Source organism: Candidatus Pelagisphaera phototrophica (assembly GCF_014529625.1).
In the GTDB taxonomy this organism is placed as follows: domain Bacteria; phylum Verrucomicrobiota; class Verrucomicrobiia; order Opitutales; family Opitutaceae; genus Pelagisphaera; species Pelagisphaera phototrophica.
Genome location: NZ_CP076039.1, coordinates 1,709,789 through 1,734,880, shown reverse-complemented (window position 1 = coordinate 1,734,880; position 25,092 = coordinate 1,709,789). Strand labels below are relative to the sequence as shown.

The 25,092-nt window shown below is 51.2% G+C and carries 19 protein-coding genes; 12 read left to right on the top strand and 7 right to left on the bottom strand.

Annotation, left to right across the window (positions count from 1 at the left end):
- Window positions 1-183: 183 nt before the first annotated feature.
- From GA004_RS07435 to GA004_RS07410, 6 genes are all read left to right on the top strand, one after another.
- Window positions 184-1,485, top strand: coding sequence for a DUF1552 domain-containing protein (locus GA004_RS07435; protein ID WP_283396690.1), 1,302 nt, complete (start codon window positions 184-186; stop codon window positions 1,483-1,485).
- Window positions 1,482-4,175 carry a DUF1592 domain-containing protein gene (locus tag GA004_RS07430; RefSeq protein ID WP_283396689.1) on the top strand — a complete coding sequence of 898 codons (2,694 nt, stop codon included), beginning with the start codon at window positions 1,482-1,484 and terminating at the stop codon, window positions 4,173-4,175. Before GA004_RS07435 ends, GA004_RS07430 begins: the two co-directional genes overlap by 4 nt.
- 232 nt (window positions 4,176-4,407) lie before the next feature.
- On the top strand, window positions 4,408-5,862 hold the full coding sequence (locus tag GA004_RS07425; protein ID WP_283396688.1) for a sulfatase family protein: 1,455 nt from the start codon (window positions 4,408-4,410) through the stop codon (window positions 5,860-5,862).
- 291 nt (window positions 5,863-6,153) lie between these two features.
- Window positions 6,154-7,284, top strand: coding sequence for a sugar phosphate isomerase/epimerase family protein (locus tag GA004_RS07420; protein ID WP_283396687.1), 1,131 nt, complete (start codon window positions 6,154-6,156; stop codon window positions 7,282-7,284).
- Window positions 7,285-7,568: 284 nt separating this feature from the next.
- Window positions 7,569-10,607, top strand: a complete 3,039-nt coding sequence (locus GA004_RS07415; RefSeq protein ID WP_283396686.1) for a YHYH protein — start codon at window positions 7,569-7,571, stop codon at window positions 10,605-10,607.
- Window positions 10,604-12,346: an MbnP family protein gene (locus GA004_RS07410; RefSeq protein ID WP_283396685.1), complete on the top strand. Its 1,743-nt coding sequence runs from the start codon at window positions 10,604-10,606 to the stop codon at window positions 12,344-12,346. Before GA004_RS07415 ends, GA004_RS07410 begins: the two co-directional genes overlap by 4 nt.
- A gap of 8 nt (window positions 12,347-12,354) precedes the next feature.
- Here GA004_RS07410 and GA004_RS07405 read toward each other — a convergent pair whose 3' ends face one another.
- The 3 genes from GA004_RS07405 to GA004_RS07395 all read right to left on the bottom strand — a co-directional run bounded on the left by GA004_RS07405 (window position 12,355) and on the right by GA004_RS07395 (window position 13,654).
- Window positions 12,355-12,540 carry a hypothetical protein gene (locus GA004_RS07405; protein ID WP_283396684.1) on the bottom strand — a complete coding sequence of 62 codons (186 nt, stop codon included), beginning with the start codon at window positions 12,538-12,540 and terminating at the stop codon, window positions 12,355-12,357.
- Between the two features lie 317 nt (window positions 12,541-12,857).
- Window positions 12,858-13,133 (bottom strand): hypothetical protein, encoded by a 276-nt coding sequence (locus tag GA004_RS07400; protein WP_283396683.1) that lies wholly within the window; start codon window positions 13,131-13,133, stop codon window positions 12,858-12,860.
- A gap of 152 nt (window positions 13,134-13,285) precedes the next feature.
- Window positions 13,286-13,654, bottom strand: coding sequence for a hypothetical protein (locus GA004_RS07395; RefSeq protein ID WP_283396682.1), 369 nt, complete (start codon window positions 13,652-13,654; stop codon window positions 13,286-13,288).
- Window positions 13,655-13,810: 156 nt separating this feature from the next.
- Between GA004_RS07395 and GA004_RS07390 the strand changes: the two genes are divergently transcribed.
- Together GA004_RS07390 and GA004_RS07385 are read left to right on the top strand one after the other, a co-directional pair.
- Window positions 13,811-14,602: a carboxylesterase family protein gene (locus GA004_RS07390; RefSeq protein WP_283396681.1), complete on the top strand. Its 792-nt coding sequence runs from the start codon at window positions 13,811-13,813 to the stop codon at window positions 14,600-14,602.
- Window positions 14,603-14,825: 223 nt separating this feature from the next.
- Window positions 14,826-15,032: a hypothetical protein gene (locus GA004_RS07385; RefSeq protein ID WP_283396680.1), complete on the top strand. Its 207-nt coding sequence runs from the start codon at window positions 14,826-14,828 to the stop codon at window positions 15,030-15,032.
- A gap of 460 nt (window positions 15,033-15,492) precedes the next feature.
- On the opposite strand, the gene GA004_RS07380 is transcribed toward GA004_RS07385, so the two are convergent.
- A complete protein-coding gene (locus GA004_RS07380) occupies window positions 15,493-16,746 on the bottom strand; it encodes a PQQ-binding-like beta-propeller repeat protein (RefSeq protein WP_283396679.1) in 1,254 nt (417 codons plus the stop codon).
- 381 nt (window positions 16,747-17,127) lie between these two features.
- Here GA004_RS07380 and GA004_RS07375 point away from each other — a divergent pair, with 381 nt between their 5' ends.
- Window positions 17,128-17,508 (top strand): DoxX family protein, encoded by a 381-nt coding sequence (locus tag GA004_RS07375; RefSeq protein WP_283396678.1) that lies wholly within the window; start codon window positions 17,128-17,130, stop codon window positions 17,506-17,508.
- Here GA004_RS07375 and GA004_RS07370 read toward each other — a convergent pair.
- Complete coding sequence (locus tag GA004_RS07370; RefSeq protein WP_283396677.1) at window positions 17,488-17,838, bottom strand: DoxX family protein; 351 nt, start codon at window positions 17,836-17,838, stop codon at window positions 17,488-17,490. The two genes, GA004_RS07375 and GA004_RS07370, sit on opposite strands and share 21 nt — an antisense overlap.
- A 621-nt stretch (window positions 17,839-18,459) precedes the next feature.
- Here GA004_RS07370 and GA004_RS07365 point away from each other — a divergent pair.
- Window positions 18,460-19,908, top strand: coding sequence for a sulfatase family protein (locus GA004_RS07365; RefSeq protein ID WP_283396676.1), 1,449 nt, complete (start codon window positions 18,460-18,462; stop codon window positions 19,906-19,908).
- 79 nt (window positions 19,909-19,987) lie between these two features.
- On the opposite strand, the gene GA004_RS07360 is transcribed toward GA004_RS07365, so the two are convergent.
- Together GA004_RS07360 and GA004_RS07355 are read right to left on the bottom strand one after the other, a co-directional pair.
- Window positions 19,988-21,253: an outer membrane protein assembly factor BamB family protein gene (locus GA004_RS07360; RefSeq protein WP_283396675.1), complete on the bottom strand. Its 1,266-nt coding sequence runs from the start codon at window positions 21,251-21,253 to the stop codon at window positions 19,988-19,990.
- 318 nt (window positions 21,254-21,571) lie between these two features.
- Window positions 21,572-22,903, bottom strand: a complete 1,332-nt coding sequence (locus tag GA004_RS07355) for a PQQ-binding-like beta-propeller repeat protein (protein ID WP_283396674.1) — start codon at window positions 22,901-22,903, stop codon at window positions 21,572-21,574.
- 178 nt (window positions 22,904-23,081) lie between these two features.
- Here GA004_RS07355 and GA004_RS07350 point away from each other — a divergent pair, with 178 nt between their 5' ends.
- Complete coding sequence (locus GA004_RS07350; protein ID WP_283396673.1) at window positions 23,082-23,336, top strand: hypothetical protein; 255 nt, start codon at window positions 23,082-23,084, stop codon at window positions 23,334-23,336.
- A gap of 91 nt (window positions 23,337-23,427) precedes the next feature.
- Window positions 23,428-24,849, top strand: a complete 1,422-nt coding sequence (locus GA004_RS07345) for a sulfatase (RefSeq protein ID WP_283396672.1) — start codon at window positions 23,428-23,430, stop codon at window positions 24,847-24,849.
- Window positions 24,850-25,092 lie beyond the last annotated feature (243 nt).

The following is a 25,092-nucleotide window of genomic DNA, read 5'->3' as shown; positions in this document are numbered from 1 at the left end:
GCCGATTTTAAAACAGAATCTCTTGAAGTATAAAAACAGATTTCTAGCCTGTCTTTTTCACACCAACTATACACTTCAGCATCAACCTGACCAAAAACATTAATCTGGATTTGAACCGAGGTTTTTGCATACTTACTTAATTCATACTCATCTCGCTTCCCTATCAATTCCTAGACTTCCCCCATGAAAATACGAAAAATGGATCGTCGCACTTTTTTGAAAGGCACCGGTGTCGCCATGGCCCTCCCCTTCTTTGAGAACATGGGGCCCCTCCCCGCCAAAGCGGTTGGAGCGGCTGCCAAAACTAGCGGTACTGGATCTCCGATGCGAATGGTTTGCATAGGAAATCCTCTCGGGCTCATGCCGGACAGCTTTTTTCCGAAAGGCGAAGGGGCTAATTACGAACTTTCCGACCTCCTGCGCCCAATCGGGCGCCATCGCAAGGACTTCACGATATTCTCAAACCTCGATCACGATATTTCCGGCGGACACAGCGCCGTGCACGCATTTCTCAGCGGCATTAAGGACCAGGACGCATCTGACTGGCCAGAGGGAAACATATCCGTGGATCAACGGGCAGCCGAATTCGTTGGGACCCGCACACGCTATTCTTCGCTCGTGATGTCCACCGGTGACGGTGACGGCGACTTGAAATGCAAACTTTCCTGGACTCGAAATGGCGTCAACGTGCCCCCGGTCACAAGGGCGCGCGACCTCTTCAAAGCACTCTTTGTGCAGGATGATCCCCGACTCCTCGCTAAGCACAAGTCAGCCTACGATATTAACGAAAGCATCCTCGATGTCGTAAATAGCCAAGCCAAGATGTTAAGTCGGCAACTGGGCAAAGCAGACCAGGAGAAACTCGACGAATACCTGAACTCCGTTCGCGAGTTGGAACGCAAACTGGGCATGTCACGCGAATGGCTGCACAAGCCAAAACCCAAAGTCGACATCGGAGAGCCGGGAGAGGGCGATCTCACCTATACCGTTCCCGCCTTCTACGATCTGCTGGCTCTCGCCCTGGAAACGGATTCGACGCGAGTAGCGACCCTCGGCGTTCCCGGAAATGTGAATACCGCCGACCTCGGTCTCGTTGGCAGCTACCATGGATTCTCTCATCACGGAAAAGCCGAAAAGCTGCGGCAAGGACTCTTTGTCATCGAGAAATTCCAAGTAGAGCAAATGGGGCGATTTCTGGACAAGCTTAAGACAATCAAAGAGCCCGACGGGCAGTCACTCCTCGATCGCACCATGGTGCTGATAGGAAGCGGCATGGGCAACGGCAGCTCACACTCGAACAAAAACCTGCCCCTCCTTCTCGCAGGTGGCGGATTCAAACATGGGGAACACAAAGTGTATCCAACTGAAAACCACAAACGGGTTCCACTCTGCAACTTGTATGGATCCATACTGCAACGTTTCGGACTGGAAATCGACCAATTCAATAAGGGTTCTGGCACTTTGACCGGCCTGGAAACGGCATGAGCCACGAAAAGTCGAAGGTAGCGAACGATCTCCGAGTGCCCAGTTTATCCCTTAGTTTGTGGGCCCTCGGAGATCGTCCGGTACCCTTTGTCAAATTACATACTAGTCGGCTCAAAACAAATTGCTCGATTCTGGTCGTTCTGAGTTTGTTGTTTCTCAATACTCTGAGAACGTACGCGGATACCTACCACGACACGGTCGCGCCCTTCCTCGAAGAGTACTGCATCCAATGTCACGGTCCGGAGAAGCAGAAAGGCGATCGGCGCTATGATAATCTCAAGAGCGACTTTCTCGATAAAGACGCACTAATACTGTGGCAGGATATCGCAGACCTTCTGAATTTAGGAGACATGCCTCCGGAGGAGGAGACTCAGCCAAGCCCTGACGACCGTCAGGCTGTTATCAACTGGATTACAGACGAATTAACGATCGCCTATGAGCACCACAAGAGCTCGGATCGTAAGACCGTTCTACGCCGCCTCAATCGATACGAATACAACCGTACCGTCCGTGACCTTCTCCATCTCCAGCCTCTACTGATCGACCCTACGGAGTCTTTTCCTCCAGATGAAACGGAAGAGAATTTCAATAACATCGGATCCGCTCTCATCACCTCCGACTTTCTGCTGCAAGGCTATTTGGATGCGGCCGAGTCGTACATCGAACAGGCCACGCGTCAGGGCCCTGAGCCCGAAGTCCAATCCTACCAATTCCCCGCCCCTTTTTACACCGCTGGCAACCGCTGGGATGGAAAAGATGTCGCAGGAGAATTTCAGCATATCCGGAAAAACACAACCGACCAAGACGGTTTTCTCTGGCTGGAAAAACTAGAACAAGGAGTTCCAGAAAGTGGATACTACAAGCTCAGATTCAAGGCTCAGGCCATCAATCGCGAGTACCCTTATCCGGAAAGAATTGTCGGAACGCGCAAGAGCGAGCCCCTCCGCGTTGATGTGATAGCGGGTTCACGAGAGTACGGTGAACTGGAATCCAGAACATCCTCAGACCGCAAAGTTGCCGATTTCATCATAGCCGACGAATCTTCCGAATGGTACGAATCCCGCATCTGGCTCGATAAGGGATTTCAACCACGACTGACCTTTCCCAATGGGCCCAATCGAGTTAAGCCGATTCGCAAGACCCTGGTCCGCAACTACCCAGATCACTTCCAGGAATTCATCCACAACTGGACCATACCAGGCGACGGGCTCTACCCCTACCCGATCGAGGAAGCCGAAGTGCGACGCATCGAAGCGGAAGCCCAAAAAATCGCAACCGTCGTCGGCCGCGTTCTGGATACCCAGGGAACTTCGAACAAGTTTAACCGACGCGATGGCTGGGCCGCCTTCTATCGTGGATACGAAGGTCCTCGAATCCGGGTTTTCGAGATAGAACTGGAAGGCCCCTATTTTGAGGACTGGCCCACCCCCAGCTACCGCGCCCTTTTTGGCGACAAAGAGCCGACGATAGAAAATGCACGGCCTATCCTGGAGCGATTTGCCGATGTCGCATTTCGTCGACCCGCAGATGACGCGAAAATCGACGTGTTGCACGAACTCGTTCTGTCTTCCCACCAGTCTGGAAAATCCGCGTTCGAATCGTTAAAGATCGGCTTTCGCGCGATCCTGTGTTCGCCCGACTTTATCTACCTGCAAGAGCCGGAAGGTCGGCTTGATGACTACGCCCTCGCCTCGCGACTTAGCTATTTTCTTTGGTCAACTCAACCAGATCAGACATTAAGAGAACTCGCCAAAGCGGGAGCGTTGTCCCGACCCGACGTGCTGAAAGCGCAAGTGCTTCGCATGCTCGATGACAAACGATCACAGGCCTTCACTGAGCAATTCACCTCACGCTGGCTAGAGCTTTATAAGATCGGCACCATGCCACCGAGCGACAAGGAGTTCATGTCCTATTACGTGGATGGCCTGGAAGGTTCCATGAAGCGGGAAACGCAGACTTTCTTCCGATACATACTGGAAAATAATCTCCCCATTAGCTCCTTTCTCGATTCCGATTTCACTTTTGTCGATGGAGGACTCGCCCGGCTCTACGGGATCAATGGAGTCACAGGTCCCGCGATGCAAAAGGTTTCCCTCGCCTCTTTTCCCCAACGAGGCGGATTGCTGGGACAAGCAAGCATCCTCACCGCCAGCGCCAATGGTATCGACACCTCCCCTATCATTCGTGGTATCTGGATTTTGGATAATATCCTAGGAGCTCCACCGGCACCCCCTCCACCTGATGTGGAACCCCTTGAGCCAGATATCCGTGGTAGCACTACCATTCGTGATCAACTAGACAAACATCGGGAGTTGGAAACGTGTTACGAGTGCCACCGAAAAATCGACCCCCTCGGCTTCGCGCTTGAGAATTTCGACCCGATTGGTGGCTGGCGTGACCACTACCCCCGCGGCAATTCAAAAGGACCACTGATCGATGCTTCAGGGCAACTTCCGAACGGAGACCAATTCTCAGACATCAAGGCGTTTAAGTCGGTGCTCGCGAATCGGCAAGAGCAATTCGCGCACTGCTTGACCGAGAAGCTATTGGCTTACTCAATGGGACGAACCATAGAATTCACCGATCGGCCCGAGGTGAATAATCTCGTGGAACAACTAAGCGACTCCGGATCGGGACTACGCGATCTCGTTATCCAGATCACGCAAAGCGAAGCATTTTTGACCAAATAGGGATTGCAACGACCTGGAAACTTCAATCCCTCACAGTTCTCACACCCCAAACAGTAGAGGTAGGGCTGACTATCCCTATTCAGCCGAAGCCTCTAAGGCTAATCTCATGCTTCCGCAAAGCGGAACGCCTGCACACTCCAGCGACCCCTATTTAAGCCAACGTACTCGTTTCTCGTTTTCATTGTCAAAAACGGCTCGCATCGCTCGCTTCACCCTCTAGCCTCGCTTTCCTATGAAACTAAAAAGCTATTGGCTTTTCTCTATTCTTCTGATCACCACAACCCTAGCTACGGGCAATCTTGCCGCGCACCCCAATATTGTTCTGATCGTCTCTGACGACCATGGAACCGACGCCCTGGGATGCTACGGAAATCCCATTATTCAGACACCGGCCTTGGACTCCCTCGCAGCCGACGGAACAATCTTCACCGACGCGAATTGCACCACGGCAAGCTGCAGCCCCAGTCGATCGGTCATTCTCAGCGGCCTGCACAACCATCGTAACGGGCAATACGGCTTGCAGCACACGTTCCATCACTATCAGAGTTTCGACGACATCAAGAGCTTACCGGTCGCTTTATCAGAAAATGGCTACCGCACCGCCCGAATCGGAAAGTTTCATGTCGCCCCTGAATCGGTCTACCAATTCGATTTCGTTTTATCCGCAGGCGCCGCCAACGATCCTACGACCGTCGGCCGAAGCCCCTGGGAAATGGCGGAACAGTCCCGCACGATTATCGAAAGTGATGATTCCGAGCCTTTCTTTCTTTTCTACGCGACCGACGACCCGCATCGATCCAACGCATTTACACCCGACGGCCTACCCACCTTTGACACCTATCCTAAGCCCAATCGTTTCGGAAACCGTGATCAAGGCTATCCGGGAATCAACCCGGTAACATATGATCCAGAAAAAGTGGTCGTGCCACCTTTTTTACCCGACACACCTGCTTGTCGGGCGGAGCTGGCAGAGTACTACCAGTCCGTTTCTCGACTCGATCAGGGGATTGCCCATCTCCTCGATATTCTCAAACGTTCGGAGAAATACGACAACACCCTGGTCATCTACATCTCCGACAATGGCGTCGCTTTTGCAGGGGCCAAAACCACGCTCTACGAACCGGGAATGAGATTGCCCTGCATCGTCAAAGAGCCGAGTCAGACAATGAAGAGTCGCACTCAGGACGCTCTTGTCTCTTGGGTCGACCTTGCCCCCACTATACTCGATTACGCGGAAATCGACCCAACGAGTATGAAGACCCACGGCCGATCCTTTCGCAAAGGGGTAAGTGGAAACCTAAGAGGGAGGAACGAAGTCTTCGCTTCCCACACCGCCCATGAGGTCACCATGTACTACCCAATGAGAGTGGTAAAGAATCGTCAGTACAAACTGATCTTCAACATCGCCCATGGACTCGAATTCCCCCTGGCCAAAGACTTGCTCCAGTCGCCCACCTGGGTATCCATGCAAAAGCAAGGACTCGAGTTCTACGGAAGACGCACTCCCAAAGCCCTCCTCTATCGTCCCCGCTTTGAACTTTACGATCTCGAATCTGATCCACACGAAACGGTCAATCTGTCCGACGATCTAAAATACAGAAAAACCCGCGATCAACTCATGGCCAGGCTTCGGGAATTTCAGGAAGAAACCCGTGATCCTTGGACAGTAAAATGGGAACGGGAGTGAAGATACTAACCGAACTTCAAGGTGGCGGCGATCCCCAAGCGTCCATTTAAATTCTAGTTCTGTGGGCACTAGGAGATCGCCCAGAGAATTACTAGGAAAAACCACAGAGGCTGCACCGCATTTTCTGCTAGGTCCAGTGCTCGCGCTGTGCCGCGTTGCCTTATCCTCAATCGCGGCATAGCACAGGCGACTCCCTTACAACTGAATTTAGCAATGCTTTTTCAGTAAAAGGTTGCGATAGCTCGCGCTACCGAACAACAAATTGAGATCACTTACTAACTGAATTACGTTATGCCAACATTGCAACCAACCCATCCTAACTCACGTCGGGACTTTCTCAAAACCCTAGCCGCTGGTGGAATGGCGGCCGCCGCTAGCCCACTTTCAGTTCTCGCGGCCCATCATAAAAAGACTGGCGTCAAGCTTGGATATGACAATTTCGCGGTTCGAGCCATGAACTGGATGGTGGAAGACCACTTGAAATATTCAGAGAAGCTGGGAATCGACTCTCTATTCATGTCGGACCTCGACCATTTCAAGAGCCTCAAGATACCCTACCTTCGCGATGTTCGCAAAAAAGCGGATGACATGGGAATCGATATTCACATCGGCACCTGGAGCATTTGCCCGACCTCGACCACCTTCAAGGACAAGTGGGGAACGGCGGAAGAGCACTTGAGCCTGTCCATTCGAGTCGCCGAAGCGACTGGATCCCCCGTCGTTAGAGTCATCCTTGGGAACCGTGACGACCGTGGAACAGAAGGCGGCATCATAGCACGCATCAAAGACACCGCAAAAGTCTGTCGTGCCTGCCGTACCCAAGCGATGGATGCAGGCATTAAGATTGCTGTCGAAAACCATGCCGGTGACATGCAAGCCCATGAAGTCGTTACTCTGATCGAAGAAGCGGGAGGCTCCTCCTACATGGGCGCCAACCTCGATGCCGGCAACGCCTCCTGGACTTTGGAAGACCCTTTAGAGAACTTGGAGATCATGGGGCCCTACGCCGTCACCACAAGTCTACGGGATTCCGCTATCTGGACATCGGAGAAAGGAACCACCGTTCAGTGGACCGCCATGGGTAAAGGCAACGTCGATTGGGAAAAGTACTTCGACCGGTTCAAGGAGCTTTGTCCGAACGTTCCCGTACACATCGAAACCATTTCCGGATTCAATCGGGAGATTCCCTTCTTGGAAGAAGGCTTTATGGAACTGTTTCCCGACATGAAAGCCTCTACTCTATCTCGTTACCTGAAGTGGGCCCGCCAGGGCGCCCCTCGGGACCCGTGGAAGGCGCCAGTGGGACCCAACGCCGACCGGGCGGACCACAACAAGGACCTCGCCACCCAAGAGCACCAGAAGCTTGAAATTGAGGAGAGTATCCGTTACTGTAAATCCATCGGGCTAGGCTTGAAGGCTTGATTGGATCCACTGTGCAAACCGTTTCTTTCAAGAACATATCTCGAGGCTTTTCTCTCATCCTGTCTTGCCGGTAGCAATGTTGTTGGAAGAGCAACACACACATCCTAGCATCAGCATCAAGATGTAATCCGAGGTCTATCCGCAAATTCTCGAACCGTCGAGAGGCCGAGAGCTAATTCGGTTTATTCCGTAACCACTGTGCGAGATTTCAAGTTTGTAGGACTAATAACCGATCGATCAAACGTCGGCTTTGAATACAGCATAGCCAGATGCGGTGACTTCTTATGAGAATTAGCAACTTAGGCTTTTTGATTCTTTTTTTCTGTACGGAATGGCTCTACAGCGAGCCTCGCTTATCCTCGTGGTTCACTGACTATTCTGGAAACTATGCGCGGATCTATGAGACCCTGAGTGACGAGGGGAATTTGAGTACGGTCACCACCTGGAGTCGTGGTGCCGGCGTACAATCGATCCCTACCTACGCCGGGATCCACGAAATAAGCTACACCGATGCATGGATATACATTCGCACTACAAATCTCGCTAGCCACATAATGGGTCCCTGGTACCTCAACCAAGCGAAGACCAACCTGTTTCCCAACTACCCCAGCAACCAATCGGTTTTGTATCGTCTACCTCGCAACCCGGTCGATCCCGAGTCCGTCGCTCAAAAGACGCTGACAGGTGGAGGACCGATTGGATATTTCGTCAATGGCGTCTCTATGTTCGATTCGCGGGATGCCTTTTCGTATCGGTCGTCTACCGGCAGCGAAGTAAACGGACCACTAGGAGACGGAACTTGGAATCGTGATGCATTTGTCAATGAAAGCGTCACTTTCGACTCGGGCAACGCGCACCAGGCAATGGGACGCTACCACTACCACGCCAACCCACCCGCCTTGCGACACCAGCTCGGAGACAGTGTCGACTACAACCCTGAAACAAACACCTACACTGAGAACTTCAATGGGAAGCATTCGCCCATCCTCGCCTGGGCACGCGATGGACTTCCCGTATATGGACCTTATGCCTTCTCTGATCCACTAGACGACTCTAGCGAAATTAGTCGAATGCGTTCGGGATTTCAAATCCGAACTGATATCTCCAGCAACGGTTCGCCTCGAACAGCTTGGCCTACTTGGGCTACTCGGGTCTACTCCGGATTAAGAACCTTTGCCTCTGGTCCCAATGTCAGTAATCGGTATCCCCTCGGTCGTTACATGGAAGACAATGACTATCTCGGAGATTTGGGACAGACCTTGGGAATCGATTTCGATCTCAATGAGCACAATACACGTTTTTGCGTTACACCCGAATTTCCTGAAGGCACATGGGCATATTTTGTTTGTATTGATGAGTTAGGCACACCTGTGTTTCCATACAACATTGGTCGTTCGTTTTTTGGTGACCCCATCGGAGATAACGTAAACGACGTTCCTGGGAATGATGAGTCTAATGCAGTCGTGAAGACATATTTTGAGGGAGGACCCGAAATTCCTCCAGTAGTTAAACACATCGAGTTCACCGACCCTACCAAAGAAGAGATTTCCCTAGTTTGGTCAGGCGTCGAAGGAGCAACCTACAAACTACAGACATCTTCCGATTTAGGGGAAAGTGATGACTGGAAGGAAATTGGACTGCAGGTGGTTGCGAGTGGAAGCGAGGTCAACTTCAACTATTCGTCCGAAGCCGAACGCAGTCAGCGACAGTTCTATCGCGTCGAAACTCTGAATGTCGCTCCTTTTGACGATAGTGGCTTCGATTACGAGCCAATGGATCCACCGGACTTTAGCGGCGAACTCTCGGCAATTACCATCTCGATGTCAGGAGGTCCCACCAATCTGAGCACACTTCCCTCGACAATCACCTTTGCGGGGCACGCAATCAATATTTCGAATGCCAATGTATCCCGACCGACACAAAACGAGATCACTTTCGATTTTCCACTAGACAGTCTGGGAATCGGCGAATTTAACCTGGCTGCCAATTATACAGGCGAGACTTCGCAGAGCGGGACCTACACAGTCCACACCAACATTCTCCTAATGATTGTGGACGACTGGGGAGTGGACGCGAGTCCCCTAGATAACGATCTTCCCGACGTCTTGTTGGCGTCTATGCCCAATCTGGGCCAACTGTCGGAGGAGGGTCTGCGATTTACGCGTGCCTACTCGCAACCCCTTTGCTCACCCACACGGGCAACGATACTTACTGGCAGACAGCCTTTCCAACATAATGTCGGTACCCCCCAGGACAGCGGCCTATTTTCAAATGGTCAGGACGAAATCACCTTACCTGAAATATTCACTTCTATGAACGCCCCACACAGCCTTCTATCAGTAGGCAAGTGGCACCTCGGCGGGCAGAATAACGGCTATAATTCGCGTGGAGGCTGGCCGGAGTTTTACGGAATAGATCGCGGTGGTGTGCAAGACTACTTCAATTGGACCAAGAACAGTAACGGAACAACCGCTGATACCACAGTCTACTCGACAACCGATCAGGTGAACCACGCGACGACTTTCATTGAAGAAAACGAGGCCAACGGAACGCCCTGGTTTGCTTGGGTAGCCTTTAACGCGCCACACACACCATTTCACGATCCGCCCCCTGAGTTGGCTCCGGACAGCGGGTACTCGATCCAAGAATCAGGAGAATCAAATAATCAGTTCCGATATCGCAAAGCTCTGGAAGCACTCGACACCGAGATCGGGCGCCTACTGGAAGCGGTCAACCCTGCCCGCACTCAGGTCATTCTACTGGGCGACAACGGGACGCCTAACCAAGTTGTCCAAGCGCCCTTTGGAGAAGGCAACTCTAAAGGGGATCTCTACAATGGTGGTATCCATGTCCCCATGATCGCTAAAGGACCCTGGGTGGATGTGGAAGCGGGCAGTTCAACGGAAAAACTAGTACATTGTATCGACTTGTTTTCCACGATCCTAGAGCTGGCTAGAATTGATGAAACGGCAGTTCCCAGCCTGTCATCACAAAGTGTCCACTCACAAAGCATCGTTCCCATCCTGAGAGGAACTGATATCAAAGATCGATTTGTTGTCGCCGAGCGTACCGGAACAACGAACGGAAGGGCGATCATCGCTGGGGACTATCCGGATTACAAACTAATCATCTTTGGCGACCCTACGTCGAACACCGACACTCCAAGTTTCGAATTCTACAACATAGGATCCCCGGCATTTGATCTCAATGAACAAAGTCCCCTAAGTATTCAGACGCTTGAGGGAACCGCTTTGGCAGCCTACAATGCCTGTCTTGCCAAAGACAGCGAACTAGGGGGCGGATACAGCGATTTGCCTCAGTGAAAATTAGGATCCTGTTAGTATCGCTCCTATGTCCTCTTTTTCACTTTTTAAAGGCAGAGGACGATCCCACTTTGCGACTGGTATTCACACACGAATCCGACGGGGCACTACTTTTCCTGGACTCACTACGGTACAAATCCACAAGCGACGAAACTTATTCTCTTTCTCGAGTCAGCTACCTCATAAGCGAAATTGCCCTTGAAACCAGTAGTGGCAATTGGGTTGAAGTTGACACAATTGGATACATCGATGCGGCCAAGCGCCTAACAAGCATTGATTTTCTGCTACCTCCCAATACCTATCGCTCGATCCGATTCAACATTGGATTACCAGAAGATCTGAATCACTCCGACCCTAGCCAATACCCCATTCGGCACGCCCTCCATCCGGATTATAACAACCTTCACTGGACCTGGGCTACCGGCTACATATTCATGGCCCTAGAGGGACGTGTTAGATTTCCCGAGGGCAAAATCGGTGGCTTCGTGTATCATTTGGCCAATGACGTAAATCTTGTTCCGATCCAGTTGCCGCTCAATCTCTTTCATATTGAACATACCCTGATTGAAATAGGTTTTGATCTAAATAAGGTTCTTGGAAGCCCGCAGTCACTATCATTTCAAAATGACGGTTACTCCACACATTCCCACAAAGCAGATGACATTGCTCTCAAGCTAGTACAGAACCTGCTTGGCTCCTTCCAGATCAATCGCATACAAGAATTCAGCCCAAAAAAGAAATCCACTCCTCCGAGGCCGATCGACCTACCCGATCTCCATACACCTTATGAATTTAAAATGAGCCGGCATTTCCCAATGCCCGATCTCCCCACTGACAACCCGCTTGTCACCGAAAGAGTGGAACTGGGGAAAGAGCTGTTCTTCGATCCCATCTTATCAACGCACAATACCATTTCCTGCGTCACCTGCCATAATCCGAAGAACGCGTTTTCCGATACCCGCATCCAAAGTACGGGCACGAACAGCACGATGACACGGCGCCATTCTATGCCTCTCTTCAATCTGGCATGGAAGGAAGCGTTCTTCTGGGATGGTCGGGCAACTTCCCTTCGCGAACAGGTCTTTCATCCTATCCTCGCTCTGAACGAGATGGGGTCGAGTGTCGACCAGGTGATCAAAAAACTACAAGCGGAAACTCGCTACAAGGAACTTTTTGCAAAGGCGTTCAACCCTGGAACAATCACCCAGGAGCACATTGAACTAGCCCTAGAGAACTATCTTCTAACACTTGTCTCCTACCACTCCAGATTTGATGAAGCCATTTCCGGAAAGACCAAATTGACCAAAGAGGAAAAACGTGGATTTGAACTCTTCATGACGGAGTACGAGCCTCGATCCAACCGTTTTGGGGCGGATTGCTTTCACTGCCATGGAGGAGCCCTTTTTACCGATAACCAATTTCATAATAACGGTCTTTTCCCCTCCAAAGACTTGGGGAAATATGAATACACCGCCAAAATTTCAGACCGATTCAAGTTCGCCACCCCTTCGCTACGCAACATTGAACTAACCGCACCCTACATGCACGATGGAAGCCTGGCAACACTTGAGGATGTGGTTACCCACTACAATAGCGGGATCCACAATAGTGAAACATTGGATCCGAATCTGGCGAAGCACCCACCAGAAGGCATTCGGCTTTCTGAAGCAGATGAACGTGCTCTTGTGGCCTTTCTGAAAAGCCTCACAGATCCTCAATACTTAGAATATTCACCGTAACCCGAATCTCACGGCCTCACCCGGACGTACTTCTGAAATTTCCGGGTGCTGGGCTTGCCTCCATAGAGATTTCCGGCCGCATCCGCGGTAACAAACTCCGCCCCATTGCCCTTGGTGAATCGTGGGTCTCCTGTTGGCAGCAAGATGAAATAGTCCACCCAATCGGTCTTGGCATCACCAATACGGATAACCATTTCTCAACCCCGATTTTGCACATAGTCCGACTCGGAATCGGAAACGTAGATTTTATCGCGTTCAACAAAGAACACCCCGCTGGGCCTTACAAACTGGGTCCATTGGGCAACATACGTCCCGTCCTACTCTAGGATTTGCAGCCGATTGTTGAATCGATCTGCTAAAAATAGCCGTCCGCGCTAAGTCCATCCGCGATAAGTATATACCTATTTTTCTCGATGACAACGTTTGCCGGCACGTTAAACTGATAATCCGCTTTGCTCTGTACGCCTAGGGTCATCAAAACCTCGCCAGACGGGCTAAACTTAACTACTTTTTAGACCTGCATTCCCGCAGGGGTTATATCCGGCCTTACGGCATCCGTCATCCAAACATTTCTGTCTTCGTTCACAAACAGACCATGCGGCCAGATAAACATCCCACCGCCAAAGCTCTCCACCACATTCCAATCCGCATCGAATTTCAGGATCGGATCCAAGTCAGAATCGGGACACCCGTTACCAAAGCGCTCTGGTCCGGTGGCATCGCAACGAATGACTGCCCATGGGCAAGCACAACAAACGAAAGAACTGCAGGGAGAGCGAGGAAACACTTCTCACTTCAAAACAGTAAGGTGTGTGGCCTTACGTCAACCTAGGTTGTCCGACCGATACGATTTCGACGGATCTTCGCTTAACTAAAAAGGCGATCTCCGCCCAGTTAAGATTTAGACATCCTAGGCCTCAGAACCACCCAGCTACCTAACTACTCTCGTTTTAGCGCTTCCATTCGAAACACGTTCCCTTCGGCATCGATATTACCTTCGAATGTATTTCCGTCAAAGACGCCCCTCAAGTCGATCGTATATCCTTCGGAAACGAATTGCCCGCCCACTATGCACTCCTTCTCAATGGATACATCCTCCACCTCCAATAGCCCCTTAGCATTTGATAGCACTAGGTTGTACTGGTCGTCGATTTTCGACAATGTAAAGTATCCTAACGGCTCGCCTCTTGGCAGATTGAAGATCTCATAATCCCAAACACCCACTAAGGGGTCTACTCGTTCATCTAGTGTGGAACAACCGAGGATCAGTACCGAAAGACCTAGAGCAAGAAGTAGTTTGCTGAGCATATCTCCAAATAAACAATTCCTCAATTGGCCGTAGTTAGACAATTCTAAAATCAAGAGCAACTAAAAGCAGCACCAGAAAAACAAATATTGCCTTGCAGAATGGGCTACGCCCATTCCTTCTTTTCCGATTTGTAGCCACTCCATCCCCAAAATTAGATGAACTTACTTAGAATCGCTTCTTACCTGTTTACGGCAGTTATCACTACCTCTCTCATCGCACAGGAAAGCAACACACCCACTCAAACCGACTGGATCGACTTGTATGAGCCACAAGATGACGCCATCATGATTCATAGCTTAATGAAACCACTGGATTACGAACCCGGTCACATATATCCGGTTATCGTTTCTCTGCACGGCGGAGGAGGCAGAGGTACCGACAACCGGAGGCAGCTCAAGATTTGGAATCAGCATTTGGCAGATGAGGATGTTCGCAGAAACTATCCTTGCTACGTGCTCGCCCCACAGGTTACCGAACTTTATCAGAAGTCAGACCTTGAAAAGATACAGCAGATCATCTCAGGACTGCCCTCTGTGGACACCGCTCGCATCTACATGATGGGCCATTCCATGGGTGGCCATGGCACGAATATCCTTGTTCAGCTTGACCCCGACTATTTTGCTGCCATAGCCCCTTCCGCTGGTACCGGCCTAACGAATACAGCACCGTTTATCGATGCCACCCTGATTAAGAACGTCCCAATCTGGGCCTTTCACGGAGACCTAGACCCCACCTGTCCCTACGATCGAAACCTCAATTTGTTTAATGAAATGAAACAACTAGGTGGAAACATGAAGTTCACTACATTCAAAGGCGACAGACACAACATTCCCGGAAAGATTATTCCAGGCGGCGACAATGGAACGACTCAATTCAGCAGCGACCATTGCGATCCAGAAACAGATTTCCTGACATGGCTCTTTCGCCAAAAGCGGCCGGATCGGTAGGCAGCCATTTGCCGCAACCGTTAAAAAGCCTTCTCTTTTAACAGATCCCCTTTTTGCGGGGGCAAATTCGAGAGCGGAAAGCACTCAAGAAACATTTTCTTACTTGATCCCACCCCGCCTCCTCTATGGGTTTGAAGTTTACAGCTATGATTCGCTTAGATTTTGGGCCTGATTTTACCCAACTGGCGAATCCACCAAACGAATATTATCAACCCTAGTTACAATGGCATCGACACCTAGCAAAGACTACAAGCGCCTCGAGCGTGAACAGAAGAAACGCGAAAAGCGCATGGCCCGCGAAGAAGCCAAAGCCGAAAAACTCCGAGCGGCGAGGGAAGCCGAGGAGAAGGCCGCCGAGGAAGCCCGAATTGCCGCGGAAGAGGCCGAGCTAGAAGAGCTTGAAAGAGCGACCAGACCTGACGGCGACTAAACACCTCAGGATTTTTGCCAAATTCGTTAGTCAGTTTATTAGGTAGTTAGGACCAACCTTTGGGGTATCAAAATCCCAAAAAACCTCAATCCGGTTACCCTAGTTGCACAGTCCACTAATCGGTCGTTAAAACGCCGTTCGACCGGTTTTTAGACCATCGGCTCTGTTTTTCATCCACTGACGTAAACTTCCACAAGCCGGCCCCATAAATTGTCGATAACCACCTCCTAGCTCGGAACTCCCCACAAGTCCGCGGAAATGCTGTGGCACAACCTTTATCGATTGTCTTCCACCGGTAGCGTCAGATCTAGAAACGCCGCCTTACCACTTCCCAACGCTCTTACAAAGCTGCCTTCATTTACAGCAGGCTGGCTTTTCAAACCCTTCCTGTAAAGCGAGCCTCAAGGTGGCAGAGGAACCCCCGATTCAATATCCAGTACTACACCTTCAACCTTTCGTCTTAATCCTTAGCGAACTTCCACCGATAAAGGTTCCTCCGATCCTTAACTAGGATCCCATTCTGCAACAACACCGGTGCGGTCCAAGTCGGGCTTTCCCCTACCTCGAAAGATGCGGCCGGCCGATACTCGTTTTCACCGGCTACAAGAACATCCAAAGTAGCATCGTCTCTAAGAACAACAACATGCCCAGTGATCGCCAAAAATGTCGCGTATTCACCCATTCGCGACAGACCAGTCCAGATAACTTCCCCTGTCATCGGATCCATCCGGAAAAACTGTCCCTGCCGGAAATGCGACAATCCGTACAAGCTCCCTTCGCTCAGGATGGCGCTGGCCATGTTGAGGGAGACATTTCGCTGATGCCATTTTTCCTCTACCCGCCAATTTCCGTTTTCCAAAATCGGCTCCAGACTGCGAATTCCTCGGTTCTCGCCCCCGACAATGAAGCAGCCCTGATAATGAACCGGCGTCGGGGAATTTTGGTTAGAACCGCGATGCGGCAAGAAGTAAGACCACAAACGACGCCCCGTCTGGCTCTCCAGCCCGACCACCGAATCGCCGTTCCATTCCACAATTTGGTGCACTCCGTCGATTTCGACTAGGATGGGCGAAGCATGACTGGCTCCGTCCTCTCCTTCCGTCCAAACTTCCTCGCCCGTTGCGACGTCAAGTGCCACCAGTACCCCGTCATCGTCGCCCCCAAAATGCACCACAACCTGCTCGCCGTCCACAAGCGGCGAAGTAGAATGCCCCCATTTCGGGTGTGCATGTAGATAACGATCCGCATAGTCCCTCCGCCAAAGTCGCTCGCCCGAGTCCGCCGCCCAAGCAGAGAGTACCCCCGTAACGCTTAGCGTGAAGAGGCGTCCATTGGCATAAGTTGGATTAGAAAGCGGACCGTCTCCATGACGCTCGCCGAAATGGGAAATCTGATACGGAACACGATCACTTTTTCGCCAAAGCACCTCGCCGCTATCCAAACTTAAACACCAAACCACCTCTTCACCACTTTGTCGAGCGTGCTGATAGACCCGACCGTCCACCACAATCGGCATACTCGATCCCTCGCCAACTTCCTTGCTCCAGACCCTCTGCAAATCTTGCGGCCATTGAGTAGGCGCCTCAAAATAATCTACCTGGCCATCCCGATTCGGCCCCAACCAGCCCGGCCAAAATACCTCCTCCGTCTTTGAAGCCAGACTATTCGTCCAAACGGTCAGCAGGACCAAAAAGGGGATAACAACTCTTTGCATCGAAATTCAGATCAAACTCGAGAAGCAAACGACTCGCCAAACGGAGTGTATTCTCATCGGATGGGAACCCTAGGACCCAATGGCCCCTGTACAAGCCTAGAAGCCGCCGAAAGAGAAGGGTTCGGTATTTTAACCAAACTGCCAACCGGAACGCTCCAAAAGAACGGCTAGCCCATCAAGCAGGCATTTTATTGACGCACCATTGGCTGATGGGTCGCCCTTTGTTCATTCCCGAGCGTTGAAAATCTATCTTTATGAGGGCTTTGAAAGCTTTGACTTATTCGCGAGCACCCTCCAGTATTCTTTCTGAATGGAGAACTACTCTGTGACGGGAAAACCCGACTCACCTCATCGAATACCTTTTGAAAGAAACTAATCGCCATGGAATATTTAGCAATTGCGTGTCAGATAATAGTGGGACTAGGGATCCTCAATGTTTGGGTGCTAAGGTTTAAAAAACCTTCTCCCTACCGAGGCGGCCAAGCAATAAACATGACGGAAGAATTTGCCGCATACGGACTGCCAGCGTGGTCGGTTGCCTTGGTGGGTGTTATAAAGGTGAGTGCCGCGATCGGCCTTCTCGTTGGCCTATTCATTCCCCAAGCCGTACTTCCGTCCTCGCTCGTACTAGCCTTCCTGATGCTCGGAGCGGTTGCTTGGCACATGAAAATTAAAGATCCGCCCGCGAAGTCCATGCCTGCCGCCACCATCTTGCTGCTTACTGCGTTCCTAGCCTTCTATTCAAACACCCTGCAGATATAAGTAGACCAATCCTGTGTTAAGAATTAGATAGAACACCGCCGGTAGCGAGCTCAGAAGCCCATCCTTAATCCTTATCCGTACGCACAGTGCTAGAACCATCTGGATAGCGAGACCTGAGGCAGCTAAAACACCGATTACAGGAACCACGTATCCGATCCAAAGGCCGATTACTCCACAAATTTGAAGGATGCCGGTCAGTATTCTGTATCGATCAAGGCCATACCGCTCAAATTCGAGTTTCATTCGTACGGTAGTCAGGCAATCGATCGCGTACCACAAAAAGGACACAGCCGAGAGTATGCTGCAGGAATAGAGTAAAGCGTTCGCCATGAGTAGATCGTTGCCCAAGCACAGTCTTAACCTTCTTGTGGTCAGTACTCTTCGATCGCGGTTTTGGAAGACTATCTCATCAATAATCTTCCCATACGTCCAAATTCCCTTGCCAGACAAAAAAACACACTGCACCTACACTTGCTAACCTGTCAACGAGAACCCCCCCTTTTCAATCCTCACCATTCCCAATTTCATATTCCCAAACAACACCACGATCGAATGAAAGCTGAAGAAAGTTTGAATGGTGTGCACTGAAAGAAACACCACAGAGTGGTCTCTGAGGTAAGGCTGACTATCCTTGGTCAGTTGCGGATCAACGAACAGCTGTGGATCCTTAAGGCTTGGACCGCAATCTCAGCAGAACGGCAAGTAGCCCTAACAACCATTAAACCCTACTTACTAGTCGCACCCTATTCTTATACAATGATTCCTAGGTGGCTCAAGCTGAAGCGAGTAAGGTACTTTTTTTCCGATTTTTAAACTAAGTAGAGTTTGAGGGCATCTGGCAATTTGTCCAGCTAGGGCCGACTTGAATGCCCCAAGTCGTCCATATTTGTTTATCGAGGCTAACTGAAAAGCACACTTGCCGATTCTCGGAAAAAGCGTGAGTCTACGCCCATGCCATACGCCATCTTGATTCTCCTCGCTTTGTTTGTTCCTTCGTCCCTTTGTTCTGCAGGCGAGCGCAAGCCCAACATTGTATTAATCTACGTAGACGATCTAGGATACGGGGACCTCGGGTGCTACGGTTCGGATGAAAACGACACGCCTCACGTGGATCAGTTAGCCGTGGACGGCATGCGCTTTACCGACTATTATTCTGCCAGTCCCGTCTGTACACCATCGCGGGCCGCCCTGCTGACGGGTGGGTATCCTGGTCGGGTCGGATTTGACGCCTTCAAGGAAAGTCGCACGAGCTGGGTACTGTTTCCGGGCTTCGCCGAAGGTCTCCATCCAAATGAGCTCTTGCTACCAGAGTACTTGAAGTGGCAGGGATACGCGACCAGTCATGTGGGGAAATGGCATTTGGGAGACCAATTGGAACACCTGCCCACTCGGCACGGATTCGATTCGTATTACGGGATCCCCTACAGTAATGATATGGCGATCATGCCTCGCCGTCCGAAAAGCCCGCCTCTGCCCCTTTTGCGCAATGAGGAGGTCATCGCCGAGCAGCCCAAACAGGCCCCCTTAATTCAAAGCTATACCGAGGAGGCCGTGACTTTTATTCGTGAGAACAAAGAGAATCCTTTCTTTCTTTATTTTGCTCACATGCATGTCCATCTGCCGCACTACGTGATGGACCCGTTTCTCCAGGCTTCCCGCAATGGCATTTACGGTGCCGCGGTAGCCGCGGTGGACTGGAGCACGGGGGTCATAGTTGCCGAATTGAAACGCCTCGGCCTCGAGGATAACACTATCGTTATTTTCACTTCTGACAACGGTAGCCGAGTAGACCAACACGGAGGTAGCAACGGTGCCTTGCGTGGCACCAAAGGCCAAACGTGGGAGGGCGGCATGCGCGTTCCTTGTATCATGAAATGGCCCGGGCAAATCGAGGCGGGATCGGTTTCCAAAGAGCTCGTCACTGCGATGGACTTCTACCCCACTATCGCCGCTATCTTGGGAAAACCCCTCAGCGACGATCCCATCCGCGACGGACATGATGTCAGCCCAATTTGGAGAGGGGAACCCGGAGCCCAGAGCCCCTGCGATGCTTTTTTCTACTATCTCGTCGATCAGCTTCAAGCAGTTCGTGTAGGGGATTGGAAATTACGATTCGCCAGCGCTGGACGACGAGATGTCGATACGTCCAAGCCAGAACTATTCAATTTGTCAAAAGACCTTTCGGAGCAGAACAATGTCGCCGCCCAACATCCCGACATCGTGAAGGACCTCAAAAAACGCATGGAGGACATGGGTGACCGGATCGGTGACGGGTTGCGCAACAAGCTTGGAAGCGAAAGGCGGCCTCATGCAATTGAGGAAAACCCCCATCCCTTGACTGAGTTTGACTCGGACTACCCCTACATCGAACCCAGCTACCTGCTAGATCAGGCAGGGTGAAACAATAAACCCAGGTTGACTTAGGCAGCGGGTAATTCAACTCCAAATTCTTTTCAGCGACCAAACTGTAATACCGTATTCAAAAACCGATTGAATACAGAGTCTCACTGCGGGCTTCGCCATTGTAACTGGCGGAACGAATTAAAATCCGGTCACGGCAGACAACGGGAGACGCGAATATCTCTTCCCCCAATTGGTTTTCTGCAACTAGCTCAAGCCTCTCCGAATTCGGTTTGATCACGAATACCTTGCCCTCCTCGTTAGCGTGAAGGATGTATCCGTTTGCCAATACAGGAGATGCGCACTCAGAACCTTTGGGCAACCGTTCACGCCAAAGGATCTCCCCTGAATTGGGATCCCAGCAATGAACCAGTCCCCCTTCCGCAACTCCATACAAATAATCGCCCACCACGAGCATCGATTGCTCGTAACATTTTACTTGCGAACTCCAAATACTTTTCCCGCTGGCTACATCAATGGCCCATGTTTCTCTTCCCGGATAACCTCCCGACGCAAAGACCACCCCGTCTTTCCAAACCACCGAATTGGCAATCAAGGGGTCCCCGCCTTCCACGGACCAAAATTCGCGTCCAGTTTGCGGATCATAACTGGCAACCCGGTCGGCTCCATTGAGGACAATTTGATCTTCACCTCCAAAGTTGGCTAAAACAGGCGATCCATGGGACGATCGTATCGCCTTACGCATGGTTCGCCACACTTCTTTGCCTGAGCTTGCGTCAAACGCGGCTATGTATCCCTCTCCTTGGCTTTCGGCAGCAACAATAACATTCCCTGCGGCTAGAAGGGGAGTCGTTCCATAACCAAATGACTGCTCGGGGTAGAAACGTCCTACGTCGAGCTGCCACAATTCATTCCCATTCAAATCCAGTGAGAAAAGCCGAAGCCGATCTCCCGCCAAAAAGAACACAGCAAATATTTTGTCTCCATCGCTCGCCACGCTGGGCGAGGCATGGGTATTCTTTCGATGAATCTTTTCCGGTAAAAGCCCCTCCAAAAGAACTTTTTCCCAGATCAAGTCTCCCGTCGAAAATGAATAGCAGAGAACGGATTGGGATTCCTCCTCTTCGCGGGCCGTGGTCAGGAAAATGCGATCGCCGACAACAATAGGCGTGGAATGCCCCCGCCCCGGCACCGGAGCCTTCCACTTAAGATGCTGCGTTTCCGACCACTTAGTCGGAATATTCTGTCCCATCGCAGCAACTCCATCACCACTGGGACCTCGCCAAGATAGCCAATTACCGTCACTCCCAGGATCGGCAAAACTGAAGGAACAAAGGACCAGTGCACTCGCGTTTAGGATTAATCGAAATGGGCAATTTTTCATCGGAGATGTGACTGCAAAGAGAATTAAAGCGATTCCCAGACTTGTCACGAAAAACCCACCAGCTAGAGCCAAACTTGACGAAACCAGTCGTATCGATTCACTCTGAAACGTATAAGAGGAAGCCGAATCCTATACCTGGCTCAGTGACTCAGCATCCACCCGACCAATTCCACGGAACTGAAAACTGCGGCGTTGCCTTTACCGTGCTTGGGGGCCGGAAAGTGTTGGGCGTGGGCAATTCAAATAAGTTTTAAGAAATTCAGGATTACTATTTAGGCGCCAACGAGAAATATTGCCCTTGTGGCTAGTGATGCCTTTTTACTTTCGCAAGTCGTAGCAAATCAGACGCGACCCCGTGGCGTTCTGGTTCACAAAGAGCAAGCCGCGATTCACGGTCGGCACCCCCCATGTCTCCGGGGCCTGAAACAACTGCGTTTCCGCCAAGATTTTGGCCCCTGTAGAATTTAGATCAAGCCAAAGCAACGTACCCTGTCCGCCAATACAAAGGAACGCGCCATCAACCCGAAGCAGGCTGGCCCTTCCCAGCCGCGCGTCCTTGAGATAAATCCCGTCACGCCACATCTCGCGACCTGACGCTATCTCATAGCATACCACTTCCGTGCCAGCAGTACCGTCGACACCATAAAGATAACCTTCATGGGCAATCGGTGTTGTGAATTGACCCCTAAAGCGATCCGCCTTCCAGCGAAGGGTTGAAGAACCATCCGGTGCAAAATCGATTAGCGCCCCGCCTTCGGAGTATCCCTCCGTAATGAAGACCGAGTTACCCACGACCACGGGTGAGGCGGCATTGACCGAGGCATACATTCGAGCTCTCCAAGGAAAATCGGAGTCTAGGGCCCCCGTATCGGGATCGATACTCAACAGTCCCCCTGTAGGAGGACGAACCATCCCCCCCGCAAATACGAGAACCCGATCCTCACCGTGAAGCATCGCTGGAACAGGCGACGCATAACTCGCATGCCATTCATGCTCCATTTTCCAGATCAACTTTCCGGTTCTTATGTGAAAACTGGCGACACACATCTGACCCCCAATATTGACGATCAGCTGTTCCCCATGGACCACTGGACAGCTTCCTCGACCAAAAAAGAGCGGAGCCGGTCCATACACTTCGTCTAGATTCCTGCTCCAAACCACATTGCCTTTTTCCAAGTCAAAACAGATCAGGTCACCCCTCACTCCAACCGTGAAAACAAGCTCTCCATGGATAACCGGTCCAGAACGCGGCGCGTCCGCAATTCCATAACTGGAACCCAATTCAACTGGATAGTCGTGTATCCAATGCTGCTTCCCGGTTTCGGGCTCTAAGCATTCAATCGTCTCACTCCCATTCAACTCATGGATCATGACCAAGTAGTTGCCCGAGACGACCGCGGGCGCATGCCCGTTTCCTCGCTCTACTTCCCAGACGCGATTAGGCCCGTCCGCCGGCCAGGACTTAAGCAACTCGGTTTCCCTGGAGTGCAGATCATGCCGCGGACCCAAAAACCGCGGCCAGTCTTCAGTCACCGCATCAGGCGAAAGGGGCTTGGGCGGAGCGTGAAACAACCGCCGATCAAAATCCGTCGGCTCAGCAAAAGCCAAATTTGCGACGAGGACTATTAGTGGAATGGTCAATTTCTTCACTAGGACGGAACTCTATGGCACAACATTCACTGGGGTCAATGGGCAAGCTCATCGTATCCTCCAATCCTTTACAATCGCGGTCAGAACCAATTCTAATGTCACAAACTAGTTCCTGGCAGAGCGGCAGTCGGAACGGGGAGTCACTTGCAATTTCTCTTCATTACTAAAGAGTATCGAAATGCTGCTTAAGAATTTTTGCAGGGCCCTAACCACTCTGTTATTGGCTCTTCAGGTTCAAGCTGAAACGTCACAGCTAGAGCTGGCCTCCCTGTTTTCCGAGCACATGGTTTTGCAACGCGAGATGCCGGTCCCAGTTTGGGGCTGGGGCGAGCCGGGAGCCTCCGTCAAATTCTCCGTAGCCGGAGTATCCAAGCGAACCAAAGTCGGTGAAGCCGGTCGCGGGAAGCGAATCCAGCAAAATCGATATTTATAGAGTAGTGTTCTGTTCATCACGATTCACCCAAAACGAGTACGGCCGGCATACAGGCTTGAAATGTGATTCTGCTTCCAAATGCTCCCATTCAATGAAATGCCTTCCACCCCTACTAGTCGCAATCGCGTCGCTCAGTCTGTTCGCTGCGGAAAAGAAGCCGAATGTACTCCTTATTTGCGTAGACGACTTAAGACCGGAATTAAACTGCTACGGGGTCGACTACATCCACTCTCCAAATATCGATAGGCTCGCCGCGGAAGGTCGCGCCTTCTACAAGCATTACGTCCAAGCCCCCACCTGCGGTGCGTCGCGCTACACACTACTAACCGGAACATACGGCGGTCCCAGCAACACGGCTCTGTTTGATCGGGCGGAGGACCTCGCCAGAAATGCAAATGCCTCTCCTCCTAGCATGCCCGCTTGGTTTCGTCAAAATGGCTATCGCACAATCTCGGTAGGAAAAGTGTCCCATCACCCTGGCGGTCGCGGAGGCCCCGATTGGGACGATCAAACCATTCCGGAAATGCCCCTTTCCTGGGATCGACACTTACTTAGGGCCGGTGCCTGGCAACACCCCAGAGGCTGGATGCACGGACAAGCCCATGGAGAAATTCGAGGTGACGCCAGTCAGATGGACCTACTTCAAGCTTATGAGGGTCCGGACCATATCTACCCGGATGGCATCAGCTCCGACCAGGCAATCGAGCAGCTTGAATCCCTTGCAACAAAGGAAAACGACAAGCCTTTCTTTCTGGCATTCGGCATCCTCCGACCACATTTGCCTTTCGGTGCTCCCAAGAAATATCTGGATCTCTACGCAGACGCTGAACTCCCGGAAGTACCTCACCCTCGGAAACCGAAGGGCCGTACAACCTGGCACAAGTCGGGAGAATTTTATAAGTACAAGCGTGACGGCATGGACCCCAACACCAATGCCGACTACTCTTTGCAAGTCCGCAAACACTATGCGGCCTGTGTCAGCTATGCCGATGCACAAGTAGGTCGCCTACTCGATCGCCTCGACTCTCTCGGTATCCGCGATAACACTATTATTGTCCTTTGGGGTGATCACGGATGGCACTTGGGAGAACATTCGATATGGGGCAAACACTCCCTCTTCGAGGAATCCCTCCGCTCACCACTTATTATCAGCTACCCAGGCATGCCCAGTCCTGGCAAGCTAAGTCATTCCATGGTCGAAACCGTGGACGTTTTCCCGACACTCGTCGAACTCTCTGGTATTCCGAAAGCGAAGTACGTCGACGGCGTATCCCTGAAACCCATACTTGAGGAACCCGAAACCCCGGGACACGACGCCTTCGGTTATTTTAGCAGAGGCTATGGTCATACCATACGCACTAAAACACATCGAATGATCGCTCATACAGATGGCTACATCGAGCTCTACGATCACCGTACTCTAGAAGGTGAAACCCGCAACGTCGCGGACCATCAACTGGAAATAGTCGCTCAACTCAAAGCAAAAATCGAAAAGCGATTTAAAAACAAGTAGCACAAAAAAATACTATTTGTCGCCTCTGAGACATGTGCTCCAAAGGATAAAAGTGATTGATTCAAGAAATACAGCCTGCCGACTGCCAAGGCGAGTCGGAGAATAAGATAGGGAGGGCTGGCTCGATCCTCATATACTTATGACTCTAAGCCCGACTCTCCAATCAGTAAATCTCACGTAAACCTGCACTTTAGAGCATAAACGTTTATTCCTTAAAGTACAGTACTGAGTGCCTATTAACCT